The 24,503-nt window shown below is 63.9% G+C and carries 22 protein-coding genes and 1 pseudogene; 8 read left to right on the forward strand and 15 right to left on the reverse strand.

The annotated features are described in order from the left end of the window. Both cobJ and cobM read left to right on the forward strand, forming a co-directional pair. The gene (gene cobJ, locus QM801_RS09200; RefSeq protein ID WP_415018906.1) at positions 1 to 1,707 is read left to right on the forward strand and encodes a precorrin-3B C(17)-methyltransferase; all 1,707 of its coding nucleotides are present in this window, start codon (positions 1 to 3) and stop codon (positions 1,705 to 1,707) included. Next, positions 1,704 to 2,474 (forward strand): precorrin-4 C(11)-methyltransferase, encoded by a 771-nt coding sequence (gene cobM / locus QM801_RS09205; protein ID WP_415018907.1) that lies wholly within the window; start codon positions 1,704 to 1,706, stop codon positions 2,472 to 2,474. The genes cobJ and cobM overlap by 4 nt, the downstream gene beginning before the upstream one ends. A gap of 89 nt (positions 2,475 to 2,563) precedes the next feature. Here cobM and QM801_RS09210 read toward each other — a convergent pair whose 3' ends face one another. From QM801_RS09210 to QM801_RS09220, 3 genes are all read right to left on the reverse strand, one after another. Continuing rightward, positions 2,564 to 3,706 (reverse strand): NAD(P)/FAD-dependent oxidoreductase, encoded by a 1,143-nt coding sequence (locus tag QM801_RS09210; RefSeq protein WP_415018908.1) that lies wholly within the window; start codon positions 3,704 to 3,706, stop codon positions 2,564 to 2,566. Between the two features lie 39 nt (positions 3,707 to 3,745). Beyond that, on the reverse strand, positions 3,746 to 4,393 hold the full coding sequence (locus tag QM801_RS09215; RefSeq protein WP_415018909.1) for a BA14K family protein: 648 nt from the start codon (positions 4,391 to 4,393) through the stop codon (positions 3,746 to 3,748). Between the two features lie 74 nt (positions 4,394 to 4,467). After that, positions 4,468 to 5,028, reverse strand: a complete 561-nt coding sequence (locus tag QM801_RS09220) for a GNAT family N-acetyltransferase (RefSeq protein ID WP_415018910.1) — start codon at positions 5,026 to 5,028, stop codon at positions 4,468 to 4,470. A 544-nt stretch (positions 5,029 to 5,572) separates the two neighbouring features. On the opposite strand from QM801_RS09220, the pseudogene QM801_RS09225 reads away from it, so the two are divergent. Further along, positions 5,573 to 7,121 (forward strand): annotated as a pseudogene (locus QM801_RS09225) (DEAD/DEAH box helicase). 89 nt (positions 7,122 to 7,210) lie between these two features. Continuing rightward, positions 7,211 to 7,537 (forward strand): PilZ domain-containing protein, encoded by a 327-nt coding sequence (locus QM801_RS09230; protein ID WP_415018911.1) that lies wholly within the window; start codon positions 7,211 to 7,213, stop codon positions 7,535 to 7,537. 4 nt (positions 7,538 to 7,541) lie between these two features. On the opposite strand, the gene QM801_RS09235 is transcribed toward QM801_RS09230, so the two are convergent. The 9 genes from QM801_RS09235 to QM801_RS09275 are packed head-to-tail and all read right to left on the reverse strand — an operon-like array spanning position 7,542 to position 14,712. Continuing rightward, complete coding sequence (locus QM801_RS09235; protein WP_415018912.1) at positions 7,542 to 7,877, reverse strand: HesB/IscA family protein; 336 nt, start codon at positions 7,875 to 7,877, stop codon at positions 7,542 to 7,544. 34 nt (positions 7,878 to 7,911) lie between these two features. Then, on the reverse strand, positions 7,912 to 8,295 hold the full coding sequence (locus tag QM801_RS09240) for an SUF system Fe-S cluster assembly protein (protein ID WP_415018913.1): 384 nt from the start codon (positions 8,293 to 8,295) through the stop codon (positions 7,912 to 7,914). After that, positions 8,292 to 9,509, reverse strand: coding sequence for a cysteine desulfurase (locus QM801_RS09245; RefSeq protein WP_415018914.1), 1,218 nt, complete (start codon positions 9,507 to 9,509; stop codon positions 8,292 to 8,294). The genes QM801_RS09240 and QM801_RS09245 overlap by 4 nt, the downstream gene beginning before the upstream one ends. Continuing rightward, on the reverse strand, positions 9,509 to 10,669 hold the full coding sequence (sufD, locus tag QM801_RS09250) for a Fe-S cluster assembly protein SufD (protein WP_415018915.1): 1,161 nt from the start codon (positions 10,667 to 10,669) through the stop codon (positions 9,509 to 9,511). Before sufD ends, QM801_RS09245 begins: the two co-directional genes overlap by 1 nt. Beyond that, the gene (sufC, locus tag QM801_RS09255; RefSeq protein WP_415018916.1) at positions 10,666 to 11,421 is read right to left on the reverse strand and encodes a Fe-S cluster assembly ATPase SufC; all 756 of its coding nucleotides are present in this window, start codon (positions 11,419 to 11,421) and stop codon (positions 10,666 to 10,668) included. The genes sufD and sufC overlap by 4 nt, the downstream gene beginning before the upstream one ends. A gap of 14 nt (positions 11,422 to 11,435) precedes the next feature. After that, positions 11,436 to 11,624, reverse strand: coding sequence for a hypothetical protein (locus tag QM801_RS09260; RefSeq protein ID WP_415018917.1), 189 nt, complete (start codon positions 11,622 to 11,624; stop codon positions 11,436 to 11,438). Then, entirely contained in the window at positions 11,621 to 13,138 is a 1,518-nt protein-coding gene (gene sufB / locus QM801_RS09265) for a Fe-S cluster assembly protein SufB (protein ID WP_415018918.1), read from the reverse strand. Before sufB ends, QM801_RS09260 begins: the two co-directional genes overlap by 4 nt. Before the next feature lie 9 nt (positions 13,139 to 13,147). Then, the gene (locus tag QM801_RS09270) at positions 13,148 to 14,233 is read right to left on the reverse strand and encodes a cysteine desulfurase family protein (RefSeq protein WP_415018919.1); all 1,086 of its coding nucleotides are present in this window, start codon (positions 14,231 to 14,233) and stop codon (positions 13,148 to 13,150) included. Beyond that, positions 14,230 to 14,712, reverse strand: a complete 483-nt coding sequence (locus QM801_RS09275) for an Rrf2 family transcriptional regulator (RefSeq protein WP_415018920.1) — start codon at positions 14,710 to 14,712, stop codon at positions 14,230 to 14,232. The genes QM801_RS09270 and QM801_RS09275 overlap by 4 nt, the downstream gene beginning before the upstream one ends. A 193-nt stretch (positions 14,713 to 14,905) precedes the next feature. On the opposite strand from QM801_RS09275, the gene QM801_RS09280 reads away from it, so the two are divergent. Together QM801_RS09280 and QM801_RS09285 are read left to right on the forward strand one after the other, a co-directional pair. Continuing rightward, positions 14,906 to 15,553 carry an alpha/beta hydrolase gene (locus tag QM801_RS09280; RefSeq protein WP_415018921.1) on the forward strand — a complete coding sequence of 216 codons (648 nt, stop codon included), beginning with the start codon at positions 14,906 to 14,908 and terminating at the stop codon, positions 15,551 to 15,553. 99 nt (positions 15,554 to 15,652) lie between these two features. Further along, complete coding sequence (locus QM801_RS09285; RefSeq protein ID WP_415018922.1) at positions 15,653 to 16,576, forward strand: DMT family transporter; 924 nt, start codon at positions 15,653 to 15,655, stop codon at positions 16,574 to 16,576. Here QM801_RS09285 and QM801_RS09290 read toward each other — a convergent pair. After that, positions 16,533 to 17,615: an anhydro-N-acetylmuramic acid kinase gene (locus QM801_RS09290; protein WP_415020909.1), complete on the reverse strand. Its 1,083-nt coding sequence runs from the start codon at positions 17,613 to 17,615 to the stop codon at positions 16,533 to 16,535. The genes QM801_RS09285 and QM801_RS09290 overlap by 44 nt on opposite strands. Before the next feature lie 76 nt (positions 17,616 to 17,691). Between QM801_RS09290 and tyrS the strand changes: the two genes are divergently transcribed. Further along, the gene (tyrS, locus tag QM801_RS09295) at positions 17,692 to 18,933 is read left to right on the forward strand and encodes a tyrosine--tRNA ligase (protein WP_415018923.1); all 1,242 of its coding nucleotides are present in this window, start codon (positions 17,692 to 17,694) and stop codon (positions 18,931 to 18,933) included. Positions 18,934 to 18,944: 11 nt separating this feature from the next. On the opposite strand, the gene QM801_RS09300 is transcribed toward tyrS, so the two are convergent. Further along, a complete protein-coding gene (locus QM801_RS09300) occupies positions 18,945 to 22,310 on the reverse strand; it encodes a DUF3971 domain-containing protein (RefSeq protein ID WP_415018924.1) in 3,366 nt (1,121 codons plus the stop codon). Positions 22,311 to 22,764: 454 nt separating this feature from the next. On the opposite strand from QM801_RS09300, the gene QM801_RS09305 reads away from it, so the two are divergent. Beyond that, positions 22,765 to 23,292 (forward strand): bactofilin family protein, encoded by a 528-nt coding sequence (locus QM801_RS09305; protein ID WP_415018925.1) that lies wholly within the window; start codon positions 22,765 to 22,767, stop codon positions 23,290 to 23,292. Positions 23,293 to 23,343: 51 nt separating this feature from the next. On the opposite strand, the gene prfB is transcribed toward QM801_RS09305, so the two are convergent. Continuing rightward, positions 23,344 to 24,475, reverse strand: a protein-coding gene (gene prfB / locus QM801_RS09310; protein ID WP_415018926.1) for a peptide chain release factor 2 whose coding sequence is annotated in 2 segments (ribosomal slippage) — positions 23,344 to 24,405 and positions 24,407 to 24,475 — 1,131 coding nt in all. Because the reading frame shifts where the segments join, the coding sequence is not laid out codon by codon here. Positions 24,476 to 24,503: the final 28 nt, after the last annotated feature.

Consider the following 24,503-nt stretch of genomic DNA (forward strand, 5'->3'; position numbering starts at 1 on the left):
ATGGCAAAGCGTCCCCTGTCCATCTTCGTGCTCGGCCCTTCTGCCCCGCCCGTTGCCGCCGCCATCAAGGCCGCCGTGGGTGGCGTCATTCACGGGCCGAAGGGAATGGACGGCGTCGACGAGTCTTACGACAAGGCAACCCACGCCATCGCCCGCGCCTTCCGCTTCTCGCGCGCGGTGGTGGGTGTCTGTGCCTCGGGCATCCTGATCCGCGCGGTCGCCCCGCAGCTTCGCGACAAGTCCCGTGAGGCGCCCGTCGTCGCAGTTGCCGAGGATGGTTCAAGCGTGGTGCCACTGCTGGGCGGGCACCTTGGCGCGAACGATCTTGCGCGGCGCATCGCGGCCGCCACCGGCGCCCATGCCGCCATCACCACCGCAAGTGATGTGGTGTTCGGTGATGCACTCGACGAGCCTTCGGGCGCAGTCCTCGCCAACCGCGAGGACCACAAGGCGGCAGCTGCTGCACGCCTTCGCGGCGAAGACATTGTGCAGGAGGTCACCATCCACCGCGTGGCGGGTGGGCCGAAACATCTCGTCTATCACCCCCATGTGCTGACGGTAGGGATCGGTTGCGAGCGCGGAACGGACCCCGCCGAGGTGAGGCAGTTGCTGGACGAGACGCTGGCGAAGCACAATCTCGCGCCGCAGTCGGTGCACCAGTATGGCTCCATCGACCTCAAGGAAGACGAGCCTGCCATCACCCAGTTCGGCAACCTCTATTTCTTCACCGCCGAACAGCTGAAGGCCGAAGCGCCGCGCCTCGTCACGCCGTCTGCCGTGGTGGAGCTGGAAGTGGGTGTGCCCGGTGTCGCTGAAGCCGCTGCCCTTGCGCTTGCCGGCCCCGCGGGCAAGCTGATCGTGCCGAAGGTGAAGAGCAAGCGTGCCACCATTGCGATTGCCCAGGCGGCCTCCGCCGATGATCTCACCAATCCACAGGGACGCCAGCGCGGCTCAGTCGCCCTCATCGGCCTCGGCCCCGGCGACGAGCGCTATCTCACGCCGGATGCTGATTTCGAATTGTGGAACGCCACCGACTGGGTCGGCTATTCGCTCTACCTCGATCTCGCCGAGGACCGCCGCAACGGCCAGACCCGCCACGACTTTCCGCTCGGTGACGAGGAGAAGCGCTGCCGTCACGCCATCGATCTTGCCAGGCAGGGCAAGCAGGTGGCGCTGGTCTGTTCGGGCGATCCCGCCATCTTCGCCATGGCCGCCCTCGTCTATGAACTCATCGACCGCGAGCCCAGCCGCATCGCCGTCACGGTGCACCCCGGCGTCTCCGCCTTCCAGATGGCAAGCGCCCGCGCCGGCGCGCTCATCGGCCATGACTTCTGCTGCATCTCCCTCTCAGACCTGCTGACGCCGTGGGAGACCATCATCCAGCGCGTCACCGCCGCGGCAGAGGGTGATTTCGTCATCTCCTTCTACAATCCGCGCTCGCTCAAGCGCACCGACCAGATCGTGAAGGCCTTCGACATCCTGCGCCCGCACCGCAAGCCGGAAACACCCGTGGTGCTGGCCTCGAACCTCGGGCGGCCCACCGAACAGGTGCGCATCATCCGCTTCGATCAGTTCCAGCCCGAGGATGTCGACATGCTCACCATCGTCATGGTGGGCGCGTCACAGTCTCGCGCCATCCTGCGCGGCGACGGCAGGACCTATGCCTACACCCCCCGCGGCTACGCCAAGAAAATGGGACCGACATGACCGTTCATTTCGTGGGCGCAGGCCCCGGCGCACCTGACCTCATCACCGTCCGTGGACTGAAGATCATCCAGTCCTGCCCGGTCTGCCTCTATGCGGGCTCGCTGGTGCCTGAGGAGATCGTCAAGGCCGCGCCCGCAAACGCACTGGTGCTGGATACGGCGCCCATGCACCTCGACGAGATCATCGGCCATATCAAGGCAGCACACGAGGAGGGCAAGGACGTGGCGCGCGTCCACTCGGGCGATCCCTCACTCTATGGCGCCATTGCGGAGCAGATGCGCCGCCTCGATGCGCTTGGCATTCCCTATGACGTGACGCCGGGGGTGCCCGCCTTCGCCGCCGCTGCGGCCGCCCTCAAGACCGAGTTCACGCTGCCGGAAGTGGCACAGACGGTGATCCTCACCCGCACCTCCATGCAGTCCTCGGCCATGCCGCCCGGCGAGGAACTCGAGAAGCTCGGTGCCTCGAAGGCGACGCTGGCGATCCATCTTTCGGTACGCAACCTCGCCCACATCCAGCGCTCGCTCATTCCGCACTATGGCGAGGAGTGCCCGGTCGTGGTGGCCTTCCGCGTGGGCTGGCCCGACCAGCAGTTCATCCACGGCACGCTCGGCGACATTGCAAAAAAGGTTCGCGCCGAAAAACTCACGCGCACGGCACTGGTGCTGGTGGGTCACGTGCTCGGTCACCGCACCTTCAAGGACTCGGCCCTTTACGACGCAGAGCATGAGCACATCCTGCGCAACCGCAAGACAGCCAAGGGCTGATCAGCGGAGCCTACGCATCGGGCGAGCAAGTGGAGACCACTTGCGAAGCGAAAGATGCGTCAAACAATTATCTGCGCAACTTTCCTCTCTCAAATCGTTCCGATTTGATCGTCCGTTGCGCTGAGCTGACGCAGGCAGTCTTCTGCCGCGAAGCGCGCCGTTGCGAAGCAGGCCTGCAGCAGATAGCCGCCCGTCGGCGCATCCCAGTCCAGCATTTCTCCCGCCACCCAGGTGTTGGGTTTCTTCTTGAGCCGGAGGTGTTCCGTCAACTCTTCGAAGGAAACGCCACCCGCCGTCGAGATGGCGCGGGCGATGCCGGCAGGTCCCTGCAGCGTCAGCGTCACCTGCTTGGGGTTGTCGCTGCCCGCCTCGCGCATCAGGGCCACGGCCAGCGGCGAGAGATTGAGCGCCTTGCGCAGGAAGGTGCTGCGTGAGTCCTTGCCCCGGGGACGCGCCAGACGCTCGGCCACGTGGGCCTCCGTCACATCAGGCTTCAGGTCGATGTGCAGCACCGTGCCCGCGGCACGCAGTTGCGGTGATAGGGCATAGACGGCGCCACCCTCGATGCCATGTGCTGCGATCATGCATTCGCCCCGCACCCGCACGCCACCCGCAGCGAGCGCCACGTTCTTCAGCGGCGCTCCGGTGAAGCGGCTGACGAAGTGTTCGCTCCATGTCACCCGTTGGCGGCCGTTCGAGGCCGCAAGCGGCGTCACGGCAATCCCTGCCACGCGGAAAGTCTCGACCCACGCCGCATCGGAGCCGAGTTCGGGCCAGCTTGCCCCGCCCATGGCGAGGATCGTCGGCACCTCATCGAAGCCCTGCCATTGCGTTGACGCACGGCGGGTGACGCCCCGCTGCTCCAGCCGCCGCAGCCACGCCCGCAACAGTGGCGATGCCTTGAGGCCGACCGGAAAGACGCGGCCCGACGAACCCACGAATGTCTTGATGCCCAGTTCCTCGCACCAGCGCCGCAGCGCCTCGGGCGGGAAGGCGCGAATGGCAGGCTCAAGTGCGGCCCGTGCCGCGCCATAGCGCGACAGCAGCAGATCGATGTCTTCGGAATGAGTAAGGTTCAATCCACCGCGGCCCGCCAGCAGGAACTTGCGGGCGGGCTGGCGGTGGTGATCGATGATCTCGACGCTGGCTCCGCCCGCCGACAGCACGTCGGCCGCCATCAGTCCGGCGGGCCCTGCTCCCACCACGCGCACATGTTTCGCTGCTGCCGTCATGCCGGCGGGCTTAGAGACTTCGGCCGGTGAAGGAAAGCCTCAGTCCGTGACGAGGCACTTCCGCTCCACGCCCTTGTAGGACTTGTAGGTCCCGGTATCGCGGTTGAAGGAGGCGTACTTGCGTTCGCAGTAATCCATCCATGCGGAGGACCCCGGAACCAGCTTGCCCTTCAGGCTCGCCTGGGCGGTCTGGGTGCCCTGGCCGGCACCGGTATCTGTCTCGCCATCCTTGGGCTTGAAGATCTTGCCGAGGAGCGACTTCGACTTGGAGACGACGGTGGGCTTTCCGGCCTGCTGGGCCGGCTTCGGCGGCGGCTCGATGTCGGGCGCCACGATCACGGCGGGCTCAGGCAGCGGCTCGGCCGAGGCCTGCTCCACCGGGGCCGCCTTGCGCCGCACCTTGGCGGTGGCGGCCTTGACCGGCTTCTTGGCAGGCTTGGCGGTGGCAGCCTCCTGGGGTGCCTCCTCCTGGGCCGCCACGGGGGCGTTGCTGAACTGCAGCAGGCAATCGTTCAGGGCGCCATCGTGATGTGATTTCCAGGCCGCCTGGTCCCGGGGGCCGCGGTCGGCAAAGTCACGGGCATAGGCTTCACAGTAGTCCTTGGGGGCCGCCAGCGCTGCCCCGGAAGACAGGCCGGGGGTGAGCGAGAGAAGAGCAAAAGCGGCGATCGGCAACAGACGGGCCATGTCTCCCTCCTGAGTTAAACTTGGTTCAAGGTTTTGCTGCCCGAATAAGGCGTTCCCTTGACAATCAACGGGAATCAATAAGGCAGGTCAAAGTAGTTGGCGGCGGTTATACGATAGACCGACACCCTCTCAAAGCGCCCTTGCCCAACAGGGTAATCAGCCTGTGTGCCCTGTTCCGTCATGCCGATCCGGCGGGCGACGGTTAACGAGGCCCCGTTGGGGGCCATGATCTTGCACCAGACGGAACTGCCCCGCATGTGCTCGAAGGTGATGGCGAGCAGCGCCCGGCCGATTTCGGTGCCCAGCCCCATGGACCACATGGCCGGGTGAACGCCCCAGCCCACCTCATAGTCGCCCGCACCGTGACTGATGATGAAGCCCTCGCCCACCACATCGCCGCTCAGCTTCTCCTCGCCCGCGAGATGGAAGATCTGGCGGTGCCGGTCGCCCTGGGCCGCCACCTGGCGGCGCACGAATTCCATCACCGCCGTTTCGTCCCGCAGGCGGTGGGCGATGTGCCGCTGATATCGCGGCTGGGTGAGGAAGGCGGCAAGCTGGGCTGCGTCACGCGTGCGCATTTCGCGCATCAGAAGGGAAGGCGTTTCAATGACGGGGACAGCAACAATCGCGGACATGAGGTGAGAATAGACAATGCCGGACTGCTTTGAAAAGCGTTTGCGCAAAGAATCGTGTCAAGCAAAGAGCGCGGTAAATCCAATGTTTCACCGCAATATGGTGAAGCCCCGGGGTGGCGTTCCCAACGGGGCTTCTGTCATGGCCGTCTGGCCAAAATTGAATGAAACAAATCAAATCCAAATGACACGATGCTTGCGCATCATGTAAACTCTTGGAATGTCTGCTGGCCTACTTGCCTTGTGCAGGTGGTTCCATTTTCCGAGACCTCTCTGCTTCTTGGGGCGATGGTATCAAACCCTCCCCATCAGGCAAATCAACTTTCAGGACAAGATTCCAGACCTATGGGCCGCGAGGCCGTTGGGGGCCTGACAGTCAGGCCTCCGTTTACCTCACCGGGCATGGACCGGTTCACCGCCTTTCCCGGCACTGTTTGACTCTTGCAGGCGAAATCACTAATTGCGGCCTACAGACAGGCGATTTGGTCCGGCGAGCCGCACCGCCCCTTTTTATCCCTTTTTCCTCGCCCAGGTATTTTCTCACCACATGAGTTTCTCCACGCTCGGACTGAGCCCCAAGGTTATCGAAGCCGTCGCAGCCGCCGGCTACACCACCCCCACTGCCATTCAGGCGGAAGCCATCCCCCACGCGCTCGCCCGCCGGGACGTTCTCGGCCTCGCCCAGACCGGCTCCGGCAAGACCGCCGCCTTCGTGCTGCCCATGCTGACGCTGCTCGAAAAGGGCCGCGCCCGGGCGCGCATGCCGCGCACGCTGATCCTCGAACCCACCCGCGAACTCGCGATGCAGGTTCAGGAAGCCTTCGAAATCCCTCGGCCGCATGCACAGCCTCTCGGTTGCCACCCTGATCGGCGGCGTCGCCTTCGAACCGCAAGCCGCCAAGATCGATCGCGGCGCAGATGTGGTGATCGCCACCCCCGGCCGCCTGCTCGACCATTTCGAGCGCGGCAAGCTGCTCCTGACCGGCGTCGAACTTCTCGTCATCGACGAAGCCGACCGCATGCTCGACATGGGCTTCATTCCGGACATCGAGCGCATCTGCAAGCTCCTGCCCTTCACCCGCCAGACGCTGTTCTTCTCGGCCACCATGCCGCCGGAAATCCAGCGCCTCACCGCGCAGTTCCTGCACAATCCGGTGCAGGTGGAAACCGCGCGCGTCTCGTCCACCGCCGCCACCATCTCGCAGTTTGCAGTGAAGGCGCCGTCCGATCCCAAGGCCAAGCGCGATGCGCTCCGCGCCCTGATGCGCAGCCAGGGCGACATCAAGAACGCCATTGTCTTCGCCAACCGCAAGACCACCGTTGCCGTTCTCGAAAAGTCGCTCAAGAAGCACGGCTTCAATGCCGCCGCTCTGCATGGCGACATGGACCAGACCTCGCGGCTTCGCACCCTGGCCGCCTTCCGCGCCCAGGAAGTCACCTTCCTCATCGCCTCCGACGTGGCCGCCCGCGGCCTCGACATTCCGGAGGTGAGCCACGTCTTCAATTTCGACGTGCCGATCCATTCGGAAGACTACGTGCACCGCATCGGCCGTACCGGCCGTGCCGGCCGTGAAGGCCATGCCTACATGCTTGTCACCTCGCATGACACGAAGCACTTCAAGGCCATCGAAGAACTGATCAAGAAGTCGCTCGACTGGTTCGACCTTGGCCAGACCTTCGAGGACAGCGGCGAGTCCGAAGAGGGCGAACACCGCGAGCGCGGCGGACGTGACCGCCGTGGCGGCCGTCACCAGCGCGACGGCGGACGCCACCGTGGCGAAGGACGTAACGAACATCGGGGCGAGCACCGCAACGAGCGCCGCCCCGAAAAGGCTGCCGCGCCGGCAGAGGCTGCACCTGAAATCGCGAAGCAGGGTGAACAGCCTGTAAAGGCCGAGCGCCGTGAGCCGCGCGAATCCCGCCCGGACAACGGCCGGCAGGCACAGGGCCAGGGCAATCGCCCGCGCCAGGAGCAGCCACGCTCTGAAGGACGCCGCGAGAACCGCCGCGAAAAGGGCGAAGAAGGCCCGGATTTCCGTGGTTTCGATCAGGGCAACATGCCCGCCTTCCTGACCCGCACCACCCGCGCCTCGTAGTCGCCTCCCCCAAGGGGAGGAGGTTACAACAGGGTAATTTTCCCGGCTTTAAGATTTACCATCTAGTTTTCCGGGCCATGGTTGAAGGAATGGTCCAGAACCGGGCACAAGCCACAACGGACCACACGTTCGAGGAGCATCGTGTGGCGCCGCGCCGCCGCGTGCTCAAGTCAGCCAAGATTGTCTTCGACGACTGGCGCGCGATCGACTGCACCGTGCGGGATATTTCGGACACGGGCGCCAAACTGCTGGTGGGCGGCGCTCACACGCTGCCGCACAGGTTCCGCCTGCTGATGATTTCCGAGAACACCATCCGGCCGGTCATCGTGGCGTGGAAACACAATGACACACTGGGCGTGGCCTTCACCGGGCCCGCCGAGAAGGCGCCGCTCCGGAAGTTCACGACAACGATGTGAGTGCTTACTGGGCCGCTGCCGCCGGCTGGAGCTGCACGCTTTCGCCGCAGCCGCAGGCTGAGGTCTGGTTCGGATTGTTGAAGACGAAGCCTGACTTCAGGATGCCGGACTGATAGTCCATCTCGGTGCCAAGCAGGAACATCAGCGCCTTGCCGTCAATCAGCACGCGCGCACCCTTGTCCTCCACGACCTCGTCGAAGGGCTTGGCTTCCTTGGCCCATTCCATGGTGTATTCCATGCCGGCGCAGCCGCCGTTCTTGACGCCGATGCGCAGGCCCACGCCCTCGCCCTTGGCCATGAGATCGCGGATGCGGGTTGCGGCCGCGTCGGTCAGCTTCATCGCCTGTGGTTTCATCGCCTGAGCCATTTCATCCTCACCACATATTCAGTGCCATGCGGGCCTCTTCCGACATGCGGCTGTGGTCCCACGGCGGGTCAAACACGATCTTCGCCTTCACCGACTGCACGCCCTGGACGGAGCCCACGGCGTTCTCCACCCAGCCCGGCATGTCGCCGGCCACCGGGCAGCCCGGCGCCGTCAGCGTCATGTCGATGGCGACGTTGCGGTCATCATCGATATCGACCTTGTAGATCAGTCCGAGTTCATAAATGTCTACCGGGATCTCGGGATCATAGACCGTCTTGAGGGCGGCAATGATGTCATCGGTGAGCCGCGCCAGTTCGTCCGGCGGGATGGCCGACGGATTCGGCGCATTTTCAGCCGGGGCGGTGTCTGCTGTCGGTGAAACGTCCATCATCCGAAGATCCTCTGGGCTGAGATAAGAGCATCTGCCAGTTTATCAACCTCGTCCATGGTGTTGTACATGGCGAAGCTGGCACGGCAGGTGGCGGTGACGCCGAAGCGCTGGAGCAAGGGCTGGGTGCAATGGGTTCCGGCCCGCACGGCAACCCCGTGGCGGTCGATCACCGTCGCCACATCGTGGGCGTGTGCGCCATCCATCGTGAAGGAGATGATAGGCCCCTTCTCCCGGGCGCGGCCGTAGATGCGCAAGCTGTTGATGCGGGTGAGCCGCTCCATGGCATAGTCGTGGAGGGACTTCTCGTGTGCGGCGATGGCATCAAGCCCCTTGCCCTGCATGTAGTCGAGGGCAGCGCCCAGGCCGATCGCCTCGACGATCGCCGGCGTGCCTGCCTCGAAGCGGTGCGGCGGATCGTTGTAGGTGATGCCGTCGGTCGTCACTTCCGAGATCATCTCGCCGCCACCCTGATAGGGCGGCATCTTCTTCAGGAGGTCTGCCTTGCCATAGAGCACGCCGATGCCGGTGGGCCCATAGGTCTTGTGGCCGGTGCAGACGAGAAAATCGGCATCGAGCGCCTGCACGTCCACGTGGCCATGCACGGCGCCCTGGCTGGCATCGACCAGAACCGGAATGCCCTTCTCATGGGCGAGCCGGATGATCTCCTTGATCGGCGTCACGGTGCCGAGTGCATTCGACATCATGGTCACGGCCACGATCCTGGTGCGCGCCGTCAGCAGCTTCGCAAACTCATCGAGAAGGAAGTTGCCCTCGTCATCGATGGGCGCCCACTTCAGCACGGCCCCGCGGCGCTCGCGGTGGAAATGCCAAGGCACAATATTGGAATGGTGTTCGAGGATCGAAAGAACGATTTCGTCGCCCTCGCCGATCACCAGTCCGCCATAGCTCTGCGCCACGAGGTTGATGGCCTCGGTGGCATTGCGGGTAAAGATGATCTGGTCCTTCGACGGGGCATTGAGGAAGCGGCGCACGCTCTCGCGGGCGTCCTCGAAGGCCTGTGTCGCCGCATTCGAGAGGAAGTGAAGCCCACGGTGCACGTTGGCATATTCCTCCGTCATGCTCTTCATCATGGCGTCGGTCACCGCCTTCGGCTTCTGGGCGGAGGCGGCATTGTCGAGATAGACCAACGGCTTCCCATAGACCTCACGGGAGAGGATGGGGAAATCGCGGCGTATGGTGGAAACGTCAAACATCAGCGGCGTGCGAGCCAGCCCTCCGCATAGGATGTGAGCGCGTCGCGGATGCCGTCGTGCTCGATGGTGTCGAAGGCCTCGCCCACGAAGGCGGCGATGAGCAGCGACTTCGCCTGGGCTTCCGGAATGCCGCGCGACTTGAGATAGAACATGTGGTCGGGATTGAGATCGCCCGCCGTGGCACCATGGCCGCAGACCACGTCGTCGGCGTAGATTTCCAGTTCCGGCTTGGCGTCGAATTCGGCCGCTTCCGAGAGCAGAAGCGCGTGCGAGGACTGCTTGCCGTCGGTCTTCTGTGCATCGGGGCGCACGATGACCTTGCCCTGGAAAATGCCGCGGGCGGTGTCGTCCATCACGCACTGGAAGAGTTCGCGCGAAATGCAGTGCGGCACCGCATGATCGACCACGAGGCGCGTATCGGCGTGCTGCTTGCCGTTGAGGAGATAGGCGCCGGAGATGCGCGCATCCGCCCCCTGGCCCAGGAACGTGTAGGTGCCGTTCTGGCGGTTGAGCTGCGCGCCCGAGGTGAGCGTGAAGTCACGCAGGATCGCGTTCTTCGCGAGGTTCACGATGGCATGGGCGAGATGGGTGGCCTTGCCCGATTCATGCTCGATCTTCACCCGGTCGAGGCGGGCGCCCTCGCCCACGTTGATCTCGATGACGGCGTTGGAGAGATAGTCGCCCTCGCCCACGAAGGTTTCGATCAGGCTTGCCGAGCCGCCTGCAGCCACCGTCACGGTATGGCGATGGGCCATGGCCCGCTGCGGACCCGTGGTGGCCACGTGGATGATCTCCACCGGCATGTCCATGTTGCCCTCGAGCACGAGGTTTGCACCTTCGGCGGACAGCTTGCCGCCGATAGCCACAATGGTGTCATCGGCGAGCGATGCAGGCGCAGACACTGTGCCCTGCGGCAGCTGCGAGCGCTTGGCATCATAGCGGCCATTGATGAAGACGATGCGCTTTGCCTTCACGGCCGCAAGCGGCGAGGCCGCAATCAGGCGGTCCACCTCGGCCTCGGCGGCGATCACAGCCTGCTTGCCATAGGGCGCGGCGATCAGGCGGCGGAGATCCGTCCACTTCCATTCTTCGCTGCGGCGGTTGGGAAGCGAAAGCCCCAGCGCCTCTTCAGCGGCAGTCTTGGGAACGACAGCGTTCATGCGGCCTTCCCCACGAATTCGGCATAGCCCTTCTCTTCCAGCTCGAGCGCCAGTTCCTTGCCACCCGTCTTGACGATCTTGCCATCGGAGAGCACGTGCACCTTGTCCGGCACGATGTAGTCGAGCAGGCGCTGGTAGTGGGTGATCACCACCATGGCGCGGTCCGGCGAGCGGAGCGCGTTCACGCCCTCCGCCACCACGCGGAGCGCGTCGATGTCGAGGCCGGAGTCGGTTTCATCGAGAACGCAAAGCGACGGCTCCAGCACCGCCATCTGCAGGATCTCGGCGCGCTTCTTCTCGCCGCCCGAGAAGCCCACGTTGACGGGGCGCTTCAGCATGTCCTGCGAGACGTTGAGCTTGGCGGCGCGCTCTTTCACGTGACGCATGAAATCGGGGGCCGACATTTCCTTCTCGCCGCGCGCCTTGCGCTGGGCGTTGAGGGCGACCTTGAGGAACTGCATGGTGGCAACACCCGGAATCTCGATCGGGTACTGGAAGGCGAGAAACACGCCCTTGGCGGCGCGCTGGTCTGGCTCGAGCGCCAGCAGGTCCTCACCCTTGTAGGTGACCGACCCTTCCGTCACTTCGTAGCCTTCGCGGCCCGAGAGCACATAGGAGAGCGTCGACTTGCCGGAGCCGTTCGGCCCCATGATGGCGTGCACTTCGCCTGGCTTCACCGTGAGGGTGAGGCCCTTGAGGATTTCGCGGGACTCGTCTTCGAGCTTCACGTGGAGGTTTTTGATTTCAAGCATGGTCATTCCGGGTGTCAGGTGTTCGAGAAATACTTGTAGCCGAGGGTGATGACGGCGAGGCCGGCGGCCCCCTTCACGGCATCGAGGCCGGCGCGGCGCGTTGCATCGGGCAACTGTGCGCGCGCATAGGCGGTGTAGCGGTAGAGTCCGAAGACCAGCGCGAGGCCAATCGGCAGCGCAATATCGAGGGCGGTGAGCGTCATCCCACGCTTCCTTCCAGCGAGATGCCGATGAGCTTCTGGGTTTCCGCCATGAACTCCATGGGCAGCTGCTGCAGCACGTCACGCACGAAGCCGTTGACGATCAGCGCCACCGCCTCTTCTTCCGAGAGGCCGCGGGACATGCAGTAGAACATCTGGTCGTCGGAGATCTTCGAGGTCGTCGCCTCGTGCTCGAACTGCGCTGTCGAGGTCTTGCTCTCGATGTAGGGCACCGTGTGGGCGCCGCACTTGTCGCCGATCAGCAGGGAGTCGCACTGGGTGAAGTTACGGGCATTGAGCGCCTTCCGGTGTGCCGAGACGAGACCGCGATAGGTGTTGTCGCTGCGGCCCGCGGCAATGCCCTTGGAGATGATGCGGCTCGAGGTGTTCTTGCCGAGGTGGATCATCTTGGTGCCGCTGTCCACCTGCTGGCGGCCGTTGGAGATGGCGATGGAATAGAACTCGCCGCGGGAATGGTCGCCGCGCAGGATGCAGCTTGGATACTTCCAGGTGATGGCGGAACCGGTTTCCACCTGCGTCCAGGAAATCTTGGAATGCTCCCCGCGGCAATCGCCGCGCTTGGTCACGAAGTTGTAGACGCCGCCCTTGCCCTCGGCATCGCCCGGATACCAGTTCTGCACCGTCGAATACTTGATCTCGGCATCATCGAGCGCAATCAGTTCGACCACGGCAGCATGAAGCTGGCTCTCGTCGCGGGTGGGCGCGGTGCAGCCTTCGAGATAGGAAACGTAGGAGCCCTTGTCGGCGATGATGAGCGTGCGCTCGAACTGCCCGGTGTTCTTGGCGTTCATGCGGAAGTAGGTCGAGAGCTCCATCGGGCAGCGCACGCCCGGCGGCACATAAACGAAGGAACCATCCGAGAAAACGGCGGCATTGAGGGCGGCATAGTAGTTGTCACCCTGCGGCACGACCGAGCCCAGATACTGCTTCACCAGCTCGGGGTGTTCGCGGAGTGCTTCCGAGATCGAGCAGAAGATGACGCCGTGCTTCTTCAGTTCGTCCTTGAAGGTGGTAACGACGGAGACGGAGTCGAACACCGCATCCACGGCCACCTTGCCGGAGGCGTATTCGCCACCCAACTCGCCGTCGAGTTCGCTCTTCTCGCCCTGCTTGCGCACGCCCGCGAGGATTTCCTGCTCCTTCAGCGGAATGCCGAGCTTGGCATAGGTTTCGAGAAGCTTGGGGTCCACCTCGTCCAGCGACTTGGGCGCGGGCGTCGAGTTGGGCGCCGCGTAGTAGTGGATTCCCTGGAAATCGATCTTCGGATAGGAGACCTTGGCCCAGGTGGGTTCATCCATCTCGAGCCAGCGGCGATAGGCCTCGAGACGCCACTCGAGCATCCACGCGGGCTCGTTCTTCTTGCCCGAGATGTAGCGGACGATGTCCTCGCTCAGGCCCTTGGGCGCGAGTTCGGATTCGATGTCGGTCTCGAAGCCGTACTTGTACTTGTCGACGTCGATGTCCTTGACGAGTTCGATTGTTTCCTGATCAGCCATTCTCTTTCCTCAAGCCGCCTGCCGGGCGCGCTGGCGCGCCACAAGCTGCTTCCACACAGTCACGAAGTGCCGCACGTCGGCGGCCGTTGAAGTCCATCCGAGGCTCACGCGGATCGCCGCTGCGGCGAGTTCCGGGGCGACGCCCATCGCGTCCAGCACATGCGAGCGCCCGACCTTGCCGGACGAGCAGGCCGAGCCGGACGAGACGGCGATGCCGGCAAGATCGAAGTTCATCAGCAGCGTCTCGGCCCGGAAGCCCGGCATGGCGAAGCAGGTCGTGTTGGGCAGGCGCTCGGCACCCATCCCGAGGATCACAGCGCCTTCCAGCGATGAGTCCAGTTCGTCGCGCAACGCCTTGGTATCGATTGCGTTTTCCTTGGCGACCGCAGCCCATCCGGCGACGCCTGCCAGGTTCTCGGTACCGGCGCGACGGCGGAGTTCCTGACCACCACCGTTGAGCAAGGGCTCGACCACGAGGCCATCGCGGATGATGAGCGCGCCCACACCGACAGGGCCGCCCACCTTGTGGGCCGCCACGGTCATCAGGTCACAGCCGAGCACTCCGAAATTCACCGGCATCTTGCCGAAGCCCTGCACGGCATCGACGTGCACCAGCGCACCCGCCTTGCGGGCCAGCGCCACCACATCGGCGATGGGCTGGATCACGCCGGTCTCGTTGTTGGCCAGCATCACGCTCACCAGCACGTTGGGTCCGGCGATCATCTTCTCGAGGGCAGCGAGATCGACACGGCCTTCGCGGTCAACGGGGATGATCTCGACCGTCTTGCCGCTGGCGCGGGCCGCGGCGAGCGCGCTCGGGTGCTCCACGGCGGAAACAAGAATGCGTTCGGCTTCCACGCCACGCAGCGCCATGGTGTTGGCTTCGGTTCCGCCGCTGGTGAAGACCATCATCTCCGGCAGGCAGCCGAAGGCGAAGCCCAGCGTCTCGCGGGCGTCGTCGAGAATCTTTCGCGCCGCACGCCCCTCGGCATGCACCGAGGAGGCATTGCCGCCCGCATCCAGCGCCGCAAGCATCGCCGACCGGGCCGAAGGCCGGAGCGGGCTCGTTGCGTTATGGTCGAGATAGGTCCTCACATCTGCAATCCGGCGGGGCTGCGGTCCTTGGCCTGTTTGATGGAGGCGGCAAGGGCGAGGTTGCGCTTTTCAATCACATCCTCGAGCGTGACGCTCTCCAGGAAATACATCATCTGGCGGCCCAGCGAGGACCACAGGTCGTGGGCGCAGCAGCGCTCGCCCTTGACGCATCCTTCAACGGCGTCGCCCTCGCAGCGGGTCACCCGCAGGGGCTCGTCCACCGCCAAAATCACGTCCGACATGGCAATCTCGCCCGAGGGGCGGGCCAAGGAGTAACCACCGGCAGCACCGCGGGAACTGACAACAAGTCCGGCCCGGCGCAACTTGCCGAACAACTGCTCCAGGTATTCCTGGCTGATGTCCTGCCGTTCGGCGATTTCGCCCAGCGAAACCGGGCGGCTGGTGCCCTGCACCCCGCCATGCTGGCCGATGTCGATCATCGCCATCACGGCGTAGCGGCCTTTTGTGCTCATCTTCATCGCGGTTTTCCCTTCAACCGTCACGAAATGCTTGCTTTTTGCCCCTGCCCCCGTGCTAAAGCGCCCTCTCGCGGGAACAGACAGGCCCAATCCTGGAATTGTTCTAAAGCATTTAGATAACCCGACTACGGGAGTCAAGTTTCGGATGCATGCCATCCGCTTGCGATGTGGTTGACCGGAGACAGGACGTTTCATGCCGGAAGTGATTTTCAACGGACCCGCAGGCAGGATCGAGGGCCGCTACCACCAGGCCAAGGCGACCGGGGCCCCCATCGCCATCCTCCTCCACCCGCACCCCACCTTCGGCGGCACCATGAACAACCCCATCGTGCACAGCCTCTATGGCCTGTTTCAGAGCCGGGGTTTCTCGGTGTTGCGTTTCAACTTCCGCGGCGTGGGCCGCAGCCAGGGCCTGTTCGACAACGGCGCGGGCGAGCTTTCGGATGCTGCCTCGGCGCTGGACTGGCTCCAGTCCTTCAACCGTGAAGCCAAGATCTGCTGGATCGCGGGCATCTCCTTCGGTGCCTGGATCTCCATGCAGCTCCTGATGCGCCGTCCTGAAATCTCCGGTTTCATTTCGGTCGCGCCACTCGCCAAGCACTATGACTTCTCGTTCCTCGCTCCTTGCCCGGCCTCCGGCCTGTTCGTGAACGGCGAAAAGGACACGGTCACGGCGCCCGAAGCGGTGCACAGCCTCGTCTCCAAGTTGAAGACGCAGAAAGGCATCACCATCGAGCACAAGGTGATTCCCGGCGCCAACCACTTCTTCCAGGACAAGATCGACGATCTCACCAAGATCTGCGCCGATTACCTGGACCGCCGCCTCACCCGCGAAGCATAACAGCCCCGCCGTAATCGCCGTCGGTTTTCGGGTGGCGCATCCGCCCCTGCCCGCTATTTGAGCAGCCTCACTGAACCGGGGCCAGCCAAAGAGTCTGACATGGGCGACAGCAAAATCGATACGCAATCCTGGGTCCTGCTGCTGATCCTGTCGCTGATCTGGGGCGGCTCGTTCCTGTTCATCGCGATTGCGGTGAAGGAGTTGCCGGCGCTTCTCATCGTGCTGGCGCGGGTTGGTCTTGCCGCCCTCATCATCATCCCCGCGCATCTCCTGCTCATCGGCAAGCTGCCGCGCGACCTGAAGACGTGGATTGCCTGTGGCGGCATGTCGATCATGAACAACGTGCTACCCTTCACCGCCATTTCCTGGGGTCAGCATCACATCACCGGCGGCCTCGCCTCGGTGATCAACGCCACCACGCCGATGTTCGCTGCGCTCTTCATGGCGGTGTTCGGGCTCGAGGGCATCACGCTCCGCAAGGCGGTGGCGCTGGCACTCGGGTTCGTGGGCGTGCTTATCCTCAAGGGTGGCGGCTTCGGCGATCTCGGAGACCAGACGCTCGGCATTCTCGCCGTCGTCTTCGCCTCCATGACCTATGGTCTCTCGGCGCCATGGTCGAAGGTCAAGCTGCAGGGCATTCCGCCGCTCACCATCGCCACCTGCCAGCTCACCCTTTCGGCGATCATCATGGCGGTGATCGTGCTCATCTTCTCGGATGTGCACTTGTATGCGGCGGCCTCGCAAGAGACCTGGGTGGCGCTGGTCCTGCTCGCTGCCCTTTCAACCTCGATTGCCTATCTGCTCTTCTTCCGTATCATCGAGCGGGCCGGGCCGTCCTTCGTCTCGCTGGTCACCATGATCATTCCGGTGTCGGCGATCCTGCTCGGCTATGTGGTCATCGGCGAAAAGCTGACGCTGCGCGAGATCGTGGGCGCGCTGGTGATCGGCCTTGCCCTCCTCATCATCGACGGGCGCGTGCTCAGATACGTGGGGCTCGGGGCGGCGCAATCACCCCGCCCGTGATCGCCTCTTCCACGCCGGTCGTGCCCGGGAAGGTGAGCGGCAATTCCCGGAGCGAGCGCACGGCGAGATAGGCCCAGGCCTCAGCCTCCATGCTGTCGCCATTGAGGCCGCATGCTTCCGCCGGCATCACGTTGGGCAGCCAGGTCGTGAGCGCATCCATGATCGCCGCATTGTGCCGCCCGCCGCCGCAGACGATCCAGCTTTCCGGCGGCTCCGGCATGTGAACAACCGAGGCCGCAATGCTGCGCGCCGTCACGGCCACGAGTGTGGCTGCGCCATCGGCCAGCGGCAGGCCTTCCAGCGAGATGCCGGCAAAGCTGTTGCGGTCGAGGGACTTTGGTCCGGGCTTCTCGAAGAAACTGTCGCCCAGGAATTGCGCCACCGTCGCCTCGTCGACGCGGCCGCGGCGCGCCATGGCGCCGTTCTCGTCGCGGGCCTTGCCGGTGTGGGCTTTCATCCAGTCGTCGATGAGCGCATTGCCCGGGCCGGTGTCGAAGGCCACCAGCTCGCCGCTGCGGCCCACCCACGTGACATTGGCCACGCCGCCGATGTTGATGAAGGCGATGGGCTTCGGCAGATTTTCCGCCAGTGCCCGGTGATAGACCGGAACGAGCGGTGCACCCTGCCCGCCCGCCGCCACGTCCGCGGCCCGAAGATCGTAGGCAACGGGCACGCGCAGCATGTCGGCCAGTTCTTGCCCGTCACCCAGTTGCACGGTGAGGCGGCGTTCCGGCCTGTGGATCATGGTCTGGCCGTGGAAGCCCACGATGTTCACTTCGGCCAGCGAGAGGTCGATGGCCCGGCAGAAGGATTTGACCGCTTCGCCGTGCCAATGGGTCAGCGCCGCCTCGGCCTCACCAAGGATGCCCCGGCGGTCCCGCCGGTCGGTGACGGCAATCGCCGCCGTCAGGGCCCGGCGCAGAAGCTCCCGCTGCCCCTCGTCATAGGGAAAGGTGCGGGAGCGGCCGCGCTCCACCAGCCCCTCGCCATCGGTGCGCAGGAGAGCCACGTCGATCCCGTCCAGCGATGTGCCGGACATCAGGCCGATGGCCACCAGAGGCCCTAGATCAGGCTGTTTTGACACGTCTGTTTCCTATGTTATGAGCCCCGCCATCATGAGCACATACAAATCCGATTTCCTCAATATTCTGTCATCGCGCGGCTACGTTCACCAGTGTTCCGACGCGGCGGGTCTCGACGCCCTTGCAGCCAAGGGCGATGTGACAGCCTATATCGGATTCGACTGCACGGCACCTTCGCTCCATGTGGGTTCGCTCGTCCAGATCATGTTGCTCCATTGGCTGCAGCAGACCGGAAACAAGCCCATCGTGCTGATGGGCGGCGGCACCACCCGCGTGGGCGACCCTTCCGGCCGGGACGAAAGCCGCAAGATCCTGTCGATCGAGGACATCGACAACAACAAGCAGGGCATCCAGGCCGTCTTCGCCAAGTTCCTGAACTTCGGCAGCGGCAAGACCGACGCCAGCATGGTCGACAATGCCGAGTGGCTGACCAAGCTCAACTACATCGAGATGCTGCGCGACATCGGCAAGCACTTCAGCGTCAATCGCATGCTGGCCATGGATTCTGTGAAACTCCGCCTCGAGCGCGAGCATGAGCTCTCCTTCATCGAATTCAACTACATGATCCTGCAGGCCTACGACTTCACCGAACTGAACCGCCGCTATGGCTGCAATCTGCAGATGGGCGGCTCGGACCAGTGGGGCAACATCGTGAACGGCATCGACCTCGGCCGCCGCATGGGCACGCCGCAACTCTATGCCCTCACTTCGCCGCTGATCACCCTCGCCTCCGGCGCCAAGATGGGCAAGACCGCCTCGGGCGCCGTCTGGCTCAATGCCGACATGCGCAGCCCTTACGAATACTGGCAGTTCTGGCGCAACACCGAGGATGCAGACGTGGGCCGCTTCCTCCGCCTCTTCACCACGCTGCCGCTCTCCGAAGTGGAGAAGCTGGAAGCGCTCGCAGGATCAGAGATCAACGAGGCCAAGAAGGTGCTGGCCAACGCCGCCACCACCCTCCTCCACGGTGAAGCCGCCGCCGCCGAAGCTGCGGAAACGGCGCGCAAGACCTTCGAGGAAGGCGCGAGTGCCGAGGGCCTGCCTACCGTGACCGCCGACATCAATGCGGGCATCGGCATTCTGGCCGCCGTGGTGCAGGCAGGACTTGCCTCTTCGAATGGCGAGGCCCGCCGCGCCATTCAGGGCGGCGGCATCCGCGTCAACGACGAAGCCGTAAAGGACGACAAGCTGGTGCTCACCCCTGCCCTCGTCAAGGATGGCGCGATCAAGCTCTCCCACGGCAAGAAGAAGCACGTGCTCCTCAAGCAGGCCTGACCGGACGAGCGCTAGTTGCTCGTGGCCTCGCGGCCCGCAGGCTTCATGTTCGTGCGGCGGGGTGCGCAGGTGCCCTTGTAGGCAAACATTTCGCGCAGGATGCCCGGTGCCAGCACCGACAAGGGGTTGACCTGAGTCTGCGGGTTTGAAATCGAACCGCCCATGGCAAAGGTGACGCCGAACACGCCACCGCCCTTGCCGCCGGTGAGGATCTGGCCGAAGAGCGGAACGTCATCGAGGAAGCCGTTCAGGCCCTGGGCCGGAACCATGGTGCCGGTGATGTCGATGGCGCCATCTGCCTTGCGCACCAGTCCTTCCGCCACGCCGCCGAGGTCCGGGCCTTCCAGCGTGACGTTGCACATGCGCACGAACTGCGCATCCGTGCTGAACGGCAGGCTGAGTTTCTTGAAGGCAACACCTTCCGCCCGGGGACCGGATTTCTTGGGCCGGCCACGCCGGTCGAGCTCGGCGAGCGTGGCTTCGTTCCGAACTTCGAATTTCTTCAGGACCAGCTGGCCATTGCGGATGGGAGAACCCGGCGCATTGGCGATCAGGGCATAGAAGTTGAGCGTGCCGCCCGCGATCTTCGAATAGAAATTGGTGGCCCGCAGAGTCGAGCCGCCATCGTTGCTGACGACGCGCAGTTCGCGCCCGCCGTCGACCGGGGCAACGGTGATCGAGAGCGGCAGGCCGTTGTCGAAGACACCGTTGATGGTGGCAGAGGTGATGGTGCCGCGGCGGGTCACGAAGTTCGCCTTGACCCCACGGATGATCTCACCGCGATGAGCCGTCACGCTTTCGAAATCGGCAGTCACGTTGAAGTTCTGGCCCTGCGGCTGGTCTTCGGCGGCGGCTTCGTCGGTCTTCGCCGGGCTGATCAGGTTCTTGATGTAGGGCCGGGCATCGAAGGTCGTGCCGCTCACGGTCAGGTTCATGGCGTCCTGGTCCGGCACCAGCGACACGGCAAAGACGTCGTCCTCGTCGAGGCGGATTTCCGAAAGCTTGGCGGCGCGCAGGTCGCCGGTCTTGCTCACTTCGACACTGCCCCTCACATGCAGGCCCGGGCCATCCAGCTTGATGTCCTTGACGACGCGGCTGCCCTTGTCGCCATCCACCAGCGTGAAGGTTGCCTTGGTGCCGCTCGTCTTGGGCCTGGTCCAGCGCGCGGCGGCGAGTTTCAGCGCCACGTCATCAAGATTGGCAGAAACATCGATGGTCTTGCCCGTCTCATCCGTGCCCTTCACCTTGATCTTCACCGGCACGCTGCCCGACATGTAGTCGGCCACGCGGATCCCCAGCTTGTCGCGCATCTTCGCATCGACAACGGTCTGCACTTCAACCGTCGGCGAGCCCTTGCCACGCGGCTTCTGCCAGTTGAGGTTCGAGGCAATTCCGTTCAGCTTTGCCGGGCCGGAGACGGTGATCTGCTGCGAGTCCATCGCCACCTTGAAATCGCCTTCGGTGATGTCGATCCCCGGCATGGCGTTCTGGAGCGAGGCATTCGAAATGGCGATCGAGGTGACGGCCTTGACGCGTTCCTTGGGCACATCCTTGATCAGCGGAAGCTGCAGATCGAGCACGGCCTGGGCATCGCCCCGCATGCGGTCGGCAATTTCCATGTCGGGCGTGATCACGTTCAGATCGGGATGACGGGCGAAGGCAATCATGTTCTCGAGCGGCCCGCGGATGTCGAAGGTGAAGACACCCGGCACTTCCTTCGACAGCAGGTCGGTCGCCGTGAAGTGCCCGGACGCAAGGCTGAGCGTTTCTCCGGTATCGAGCGCGGCCTGGCCGGAATCGATCTGCAGTTCGAAATGGTCGTCCTTCAGCGTGGCGCTGCCCGCAGCACCGGTGAGCACGGGCAGGTTCTTAAAGTAGCGGGTGGTGACGTTCTGCATGGAGAAGGTGAGATCGACCACATTTTCCGGCAGCACCTTCTCGCGCAGCGCCTTGGCGAGGGAGTTGACCGGGAAGTTGACCTGGAAGGTTCCCTCGCTGATGCGGCCATCGACGATGTTCTCTGTGATCCAGGTGCGCGTCCGCGGCGTCATGATCGGCGGCCACAGCTTCTTGAGGAGTTCGGCCGAGACATCGCGGAGCCGGCCAGCCACCTGGATGCCGGGCGATTCGTCCCCACCCCTGATGATGCCGCGCAGGCGCACGCCCGTGTTGCCCGCCATGACCACGAGGTCGGAGATGTCGACCCGCTGGTCCTCCATGGAGGCCTCGCCCTTGAATTCGATGCGGTCGACATCGACCGGGTCCTTCACCGTGCCCTGCGCATCGACGCTGATGTTGCGGGCGAGAAGATCGATGCCAAGCGCCGTGAGCTTGCCGTTCGATCGCCGCGGCACCACGTCGCCCGTCAGTTCGGCGCGAGAGCCGCCAACCAGGATCGATGAGTCGACGATCTTCACCACGTCCTCTTCCGCCTTGTAGGAGACGCGCAGCGAACCTTCGTCAATCAGGATGGGCTTTGCAAAGTAATCCGGCAGGTTGATTTCGCCTGCCGCCGCAAAGAGCTCGCCGTCGGCACGGTTGAGCCCGCCATTGGCCGACATCTCCAGTTCGAAGTGCCCCGAGAACGGCATGCGCAGCTTGGCGAATTGCGACAGGGCGTAAACCTCGTCGGCGACATTCGCCGGCACAAGGTCGGCCACCGTTGCCGTGATCGAGAAGGTCTCCGTCTCGGCCTTGTAGCTGGCGGAGACCTCCGCATGCCAGGGATCGCCACCGCTCGCCACTTCGGACTTTGCCACCACCACGAAGCCGTAGGGCGTGCGGCGGAAGGTCATGTCGGTACGGGGCGAGAACCAGGTGGCGTCGTTGCCCTCGTCATAGAAGCTCACTTCGGCGCGGGTAACCTTGATGTCGTCGAGATTGGCCAGCGCGCCGCCTTTGCCGCGGGCGCCGAGAATGTCGAGAATGCGGGCGCCGCCCGTTCCGGTCTGGGCCTGCGGATCGGGCAGCGTGGTTTTCTGGGCAGTTTCAGCCGCGGCCTCGGCTTCGGTGCTCTGGAAGTCGTTGCCGTTCACCACGGTGACCTCGTCGGCATTGGCCGCATCCGAGACGATGCCGAGCTGCATGCTGCCATCCAGATTGCGCCGGCCGTTGATGCGCGGTCCGATGAGTTCGAGCGAATCAACCCTGACCCGCCCGAGGAGCAGCCATGATTCCTTCACCGTGACGCCGGCCTTGGGCGCGCTCGCCAGCACCGTGCCGTCAGTATCGGTGAGCACGAGATTGCGGGCGCGCACATGCGGTACGAAGCTCTCCGCATCAAGCTCGAGAACCGTGTCGCTGAGCGAAATGGTGAGACCGGAAAGCTGCTTGTTGATGGCGGATTCGATGCGGTTTTGCAGGAATCCGAGCGACACGGGGCCCTGCGACAAACGCCAAAAGACACCCGCCCCGGCAATGACCAGCACCGCCAGGAAAACGAGAGCAATGATCGTCAGTCTGCGGACTGTTTTACCGCGCAACGCTATCCCTTTCCCGGTCCCTTCCCTGCCTGCGCTGGTGTCTCGGGCAACAGCGGCCGGATAATAGTATGAGCCGTCAGGGAAATCAGCCTCAAACAGCAGGGTTATCACAAGCGAAGCTTGGCAAAATCGTGGCCTCGCGCTCGAAAGGTTTTGATCTTCAATTAACCTATCCGCGCATTCACCAATGCCCCAATTCCGCCATGACTACAGACCACGTACGGTCTATGGTCTTGGGCTTGTAGCAGAGGCTTCAGGCATCGGAGGGGGCTCTCCGGTTTCCGGGACTGACTGACGGGAAACTCAGCGCCGCACACCATCGGTCGTGGCGCAAATCGAGGGGTAAGCGATGTTTTTCAAGAAGGCGGCGAAGCAGAGACCGCAATCCGCATCGGCGAGCATGCCGGTGCAGCAGGTCGAAGCGAACGAACCCTCCTATATCGGCCGTGACACGGCCCTCGAGGGCCAGATCAACTGTGAAGGCGAATTGCATATCGACGGCTCTTTCCGCGGCACCATCCGGGCCCGGGTCTGCGTGGTCGATCTCCACGGCGTCATCCATGGCGAGCTTTCGGGCGAGGTCATCCACGTCCGCGGGCGTGTGATCGGCCCGATCCAGGGATCGAAGGTCTACATCCATGCCGGCGCACACGTGGAAGGCGATATCTTCCAGGACAGCGTCTCCATCGAGAACGGTGCCTACGTCTACGGCACCATCCGCCATAACGCGGGCTCCTCGGCGGCAGCTTCCTCTTTCCCTCCCCACGCCGTGCCGATGACTGAGCCTGTCCCTGAGTCGCCCAAGGCTGAGCTCACGCTGGAACCGACCAACAAGCCGGACATCCAGAACCTCCGCATGGTGCATTCGCGCGACTAATTTATCGGGCAATCCGAAATGAAAAAGGGCCGCATCAGCGGCCCTTTCCGTTTATTCGATGTCTTCCACGGGTGCGACGTCGCCGCCGTAGACTCGGTGGGCGAGCGAGGCCTGGATGAAATCGTCGAGGTCACCATCCAGCACCGCCGAAGGGTTCGTGCTGGTGTGGCCGGTGCGCAGGTCCTTGATCAGCTGATAGGGCTGCAGCACGTAGGAGCGGATCTGGTGGCCCCAGCCGATGTCGGTCTTCTTGGCGTTGGCCGCGTCGACCTTCTCCTGCTTCTTCTGCAATTCCAGCTCGTAGAGGCGGGCCTTCAGCATCTTCATGGCTGTGGCGCGGTTCTTGTGCTGCGAGCGCTCGGCCTGACAGGCCACGATGATGCCTGTGGGGATGTGCGTGATGCGCACCGCCGAATCGGTGGTGTTGACGTGCTGTCCACCCGCACCCGAGGCGCGGTAGGTATCGACCTTGAGGTCACTTTCCACGACTTGGATATCGATGTTGTCGTCGATCACAGGGTAGGCCCAGGCCGAACAGAACGAGGTGTGGCGGCGGGCATTCGAATCATAGGGCGAGATGCGCACGAGGCGGTGAACGCCGCTCTCGGTCTTCAGCTTGCCGTAGGCATTGTGGCCCTTGATCTGCAGCGTGCAGGACTTGATGCCGGCTTCTTCGCCGGGATGCTCGTCGAGCACTTCGACCTTGTACTTGTTCTGGTTGGCCCAGCGCACGTACATGCGCATCAGCATCGAGGCCCAGTCCTGGCTTTCGGTGCCGCCCGCGCCCGCATTGATCTGCAGGTAGGAATCATTCGCGTCCGCCTCGCCCGAGAGCAGCGTATCGAGTTCGACCTTGGCCACTTCGGCCTTGAGCGCGGCGATGGCCTTCTCGGCATCGCTCACGATGCCGGCGTCGCCTTCGGCCTCGCCCATCTCGATCAGTTCGGAATTGTCGGCAATCGCCTGTTCGACGCGCAGGATGCCGTTGATCCGGTTCTCCAGATCCTGGCGGCGGCGCATGACTTCTTGCGCCTTCTGGGGGTCATCCCAGAGCTTCGGGTCTTCGGCCCTGGCGTTCAGTTCGGCAAGATCTCTCTGGGACTTGTCCCAGTCAAAGATGCCTCCTCAGCAGTGCGAGCGACTGCTTGATTTCATCGACGGTCTTCGCGGTTTCGGCGCGCATGGAGTCTTGGTGTCCTGTCCGGGAGTAA

It is taken from the genome of Aestuariivirga sp. (assembly GCF_047600585.1).
Taxonomy (GTDB): domain Bacteria; phylum Pseudomonadota; class Alphaproteobacteria; order Rhizobiales; family Aestuariivirgaceae; genus Aestuariivirga.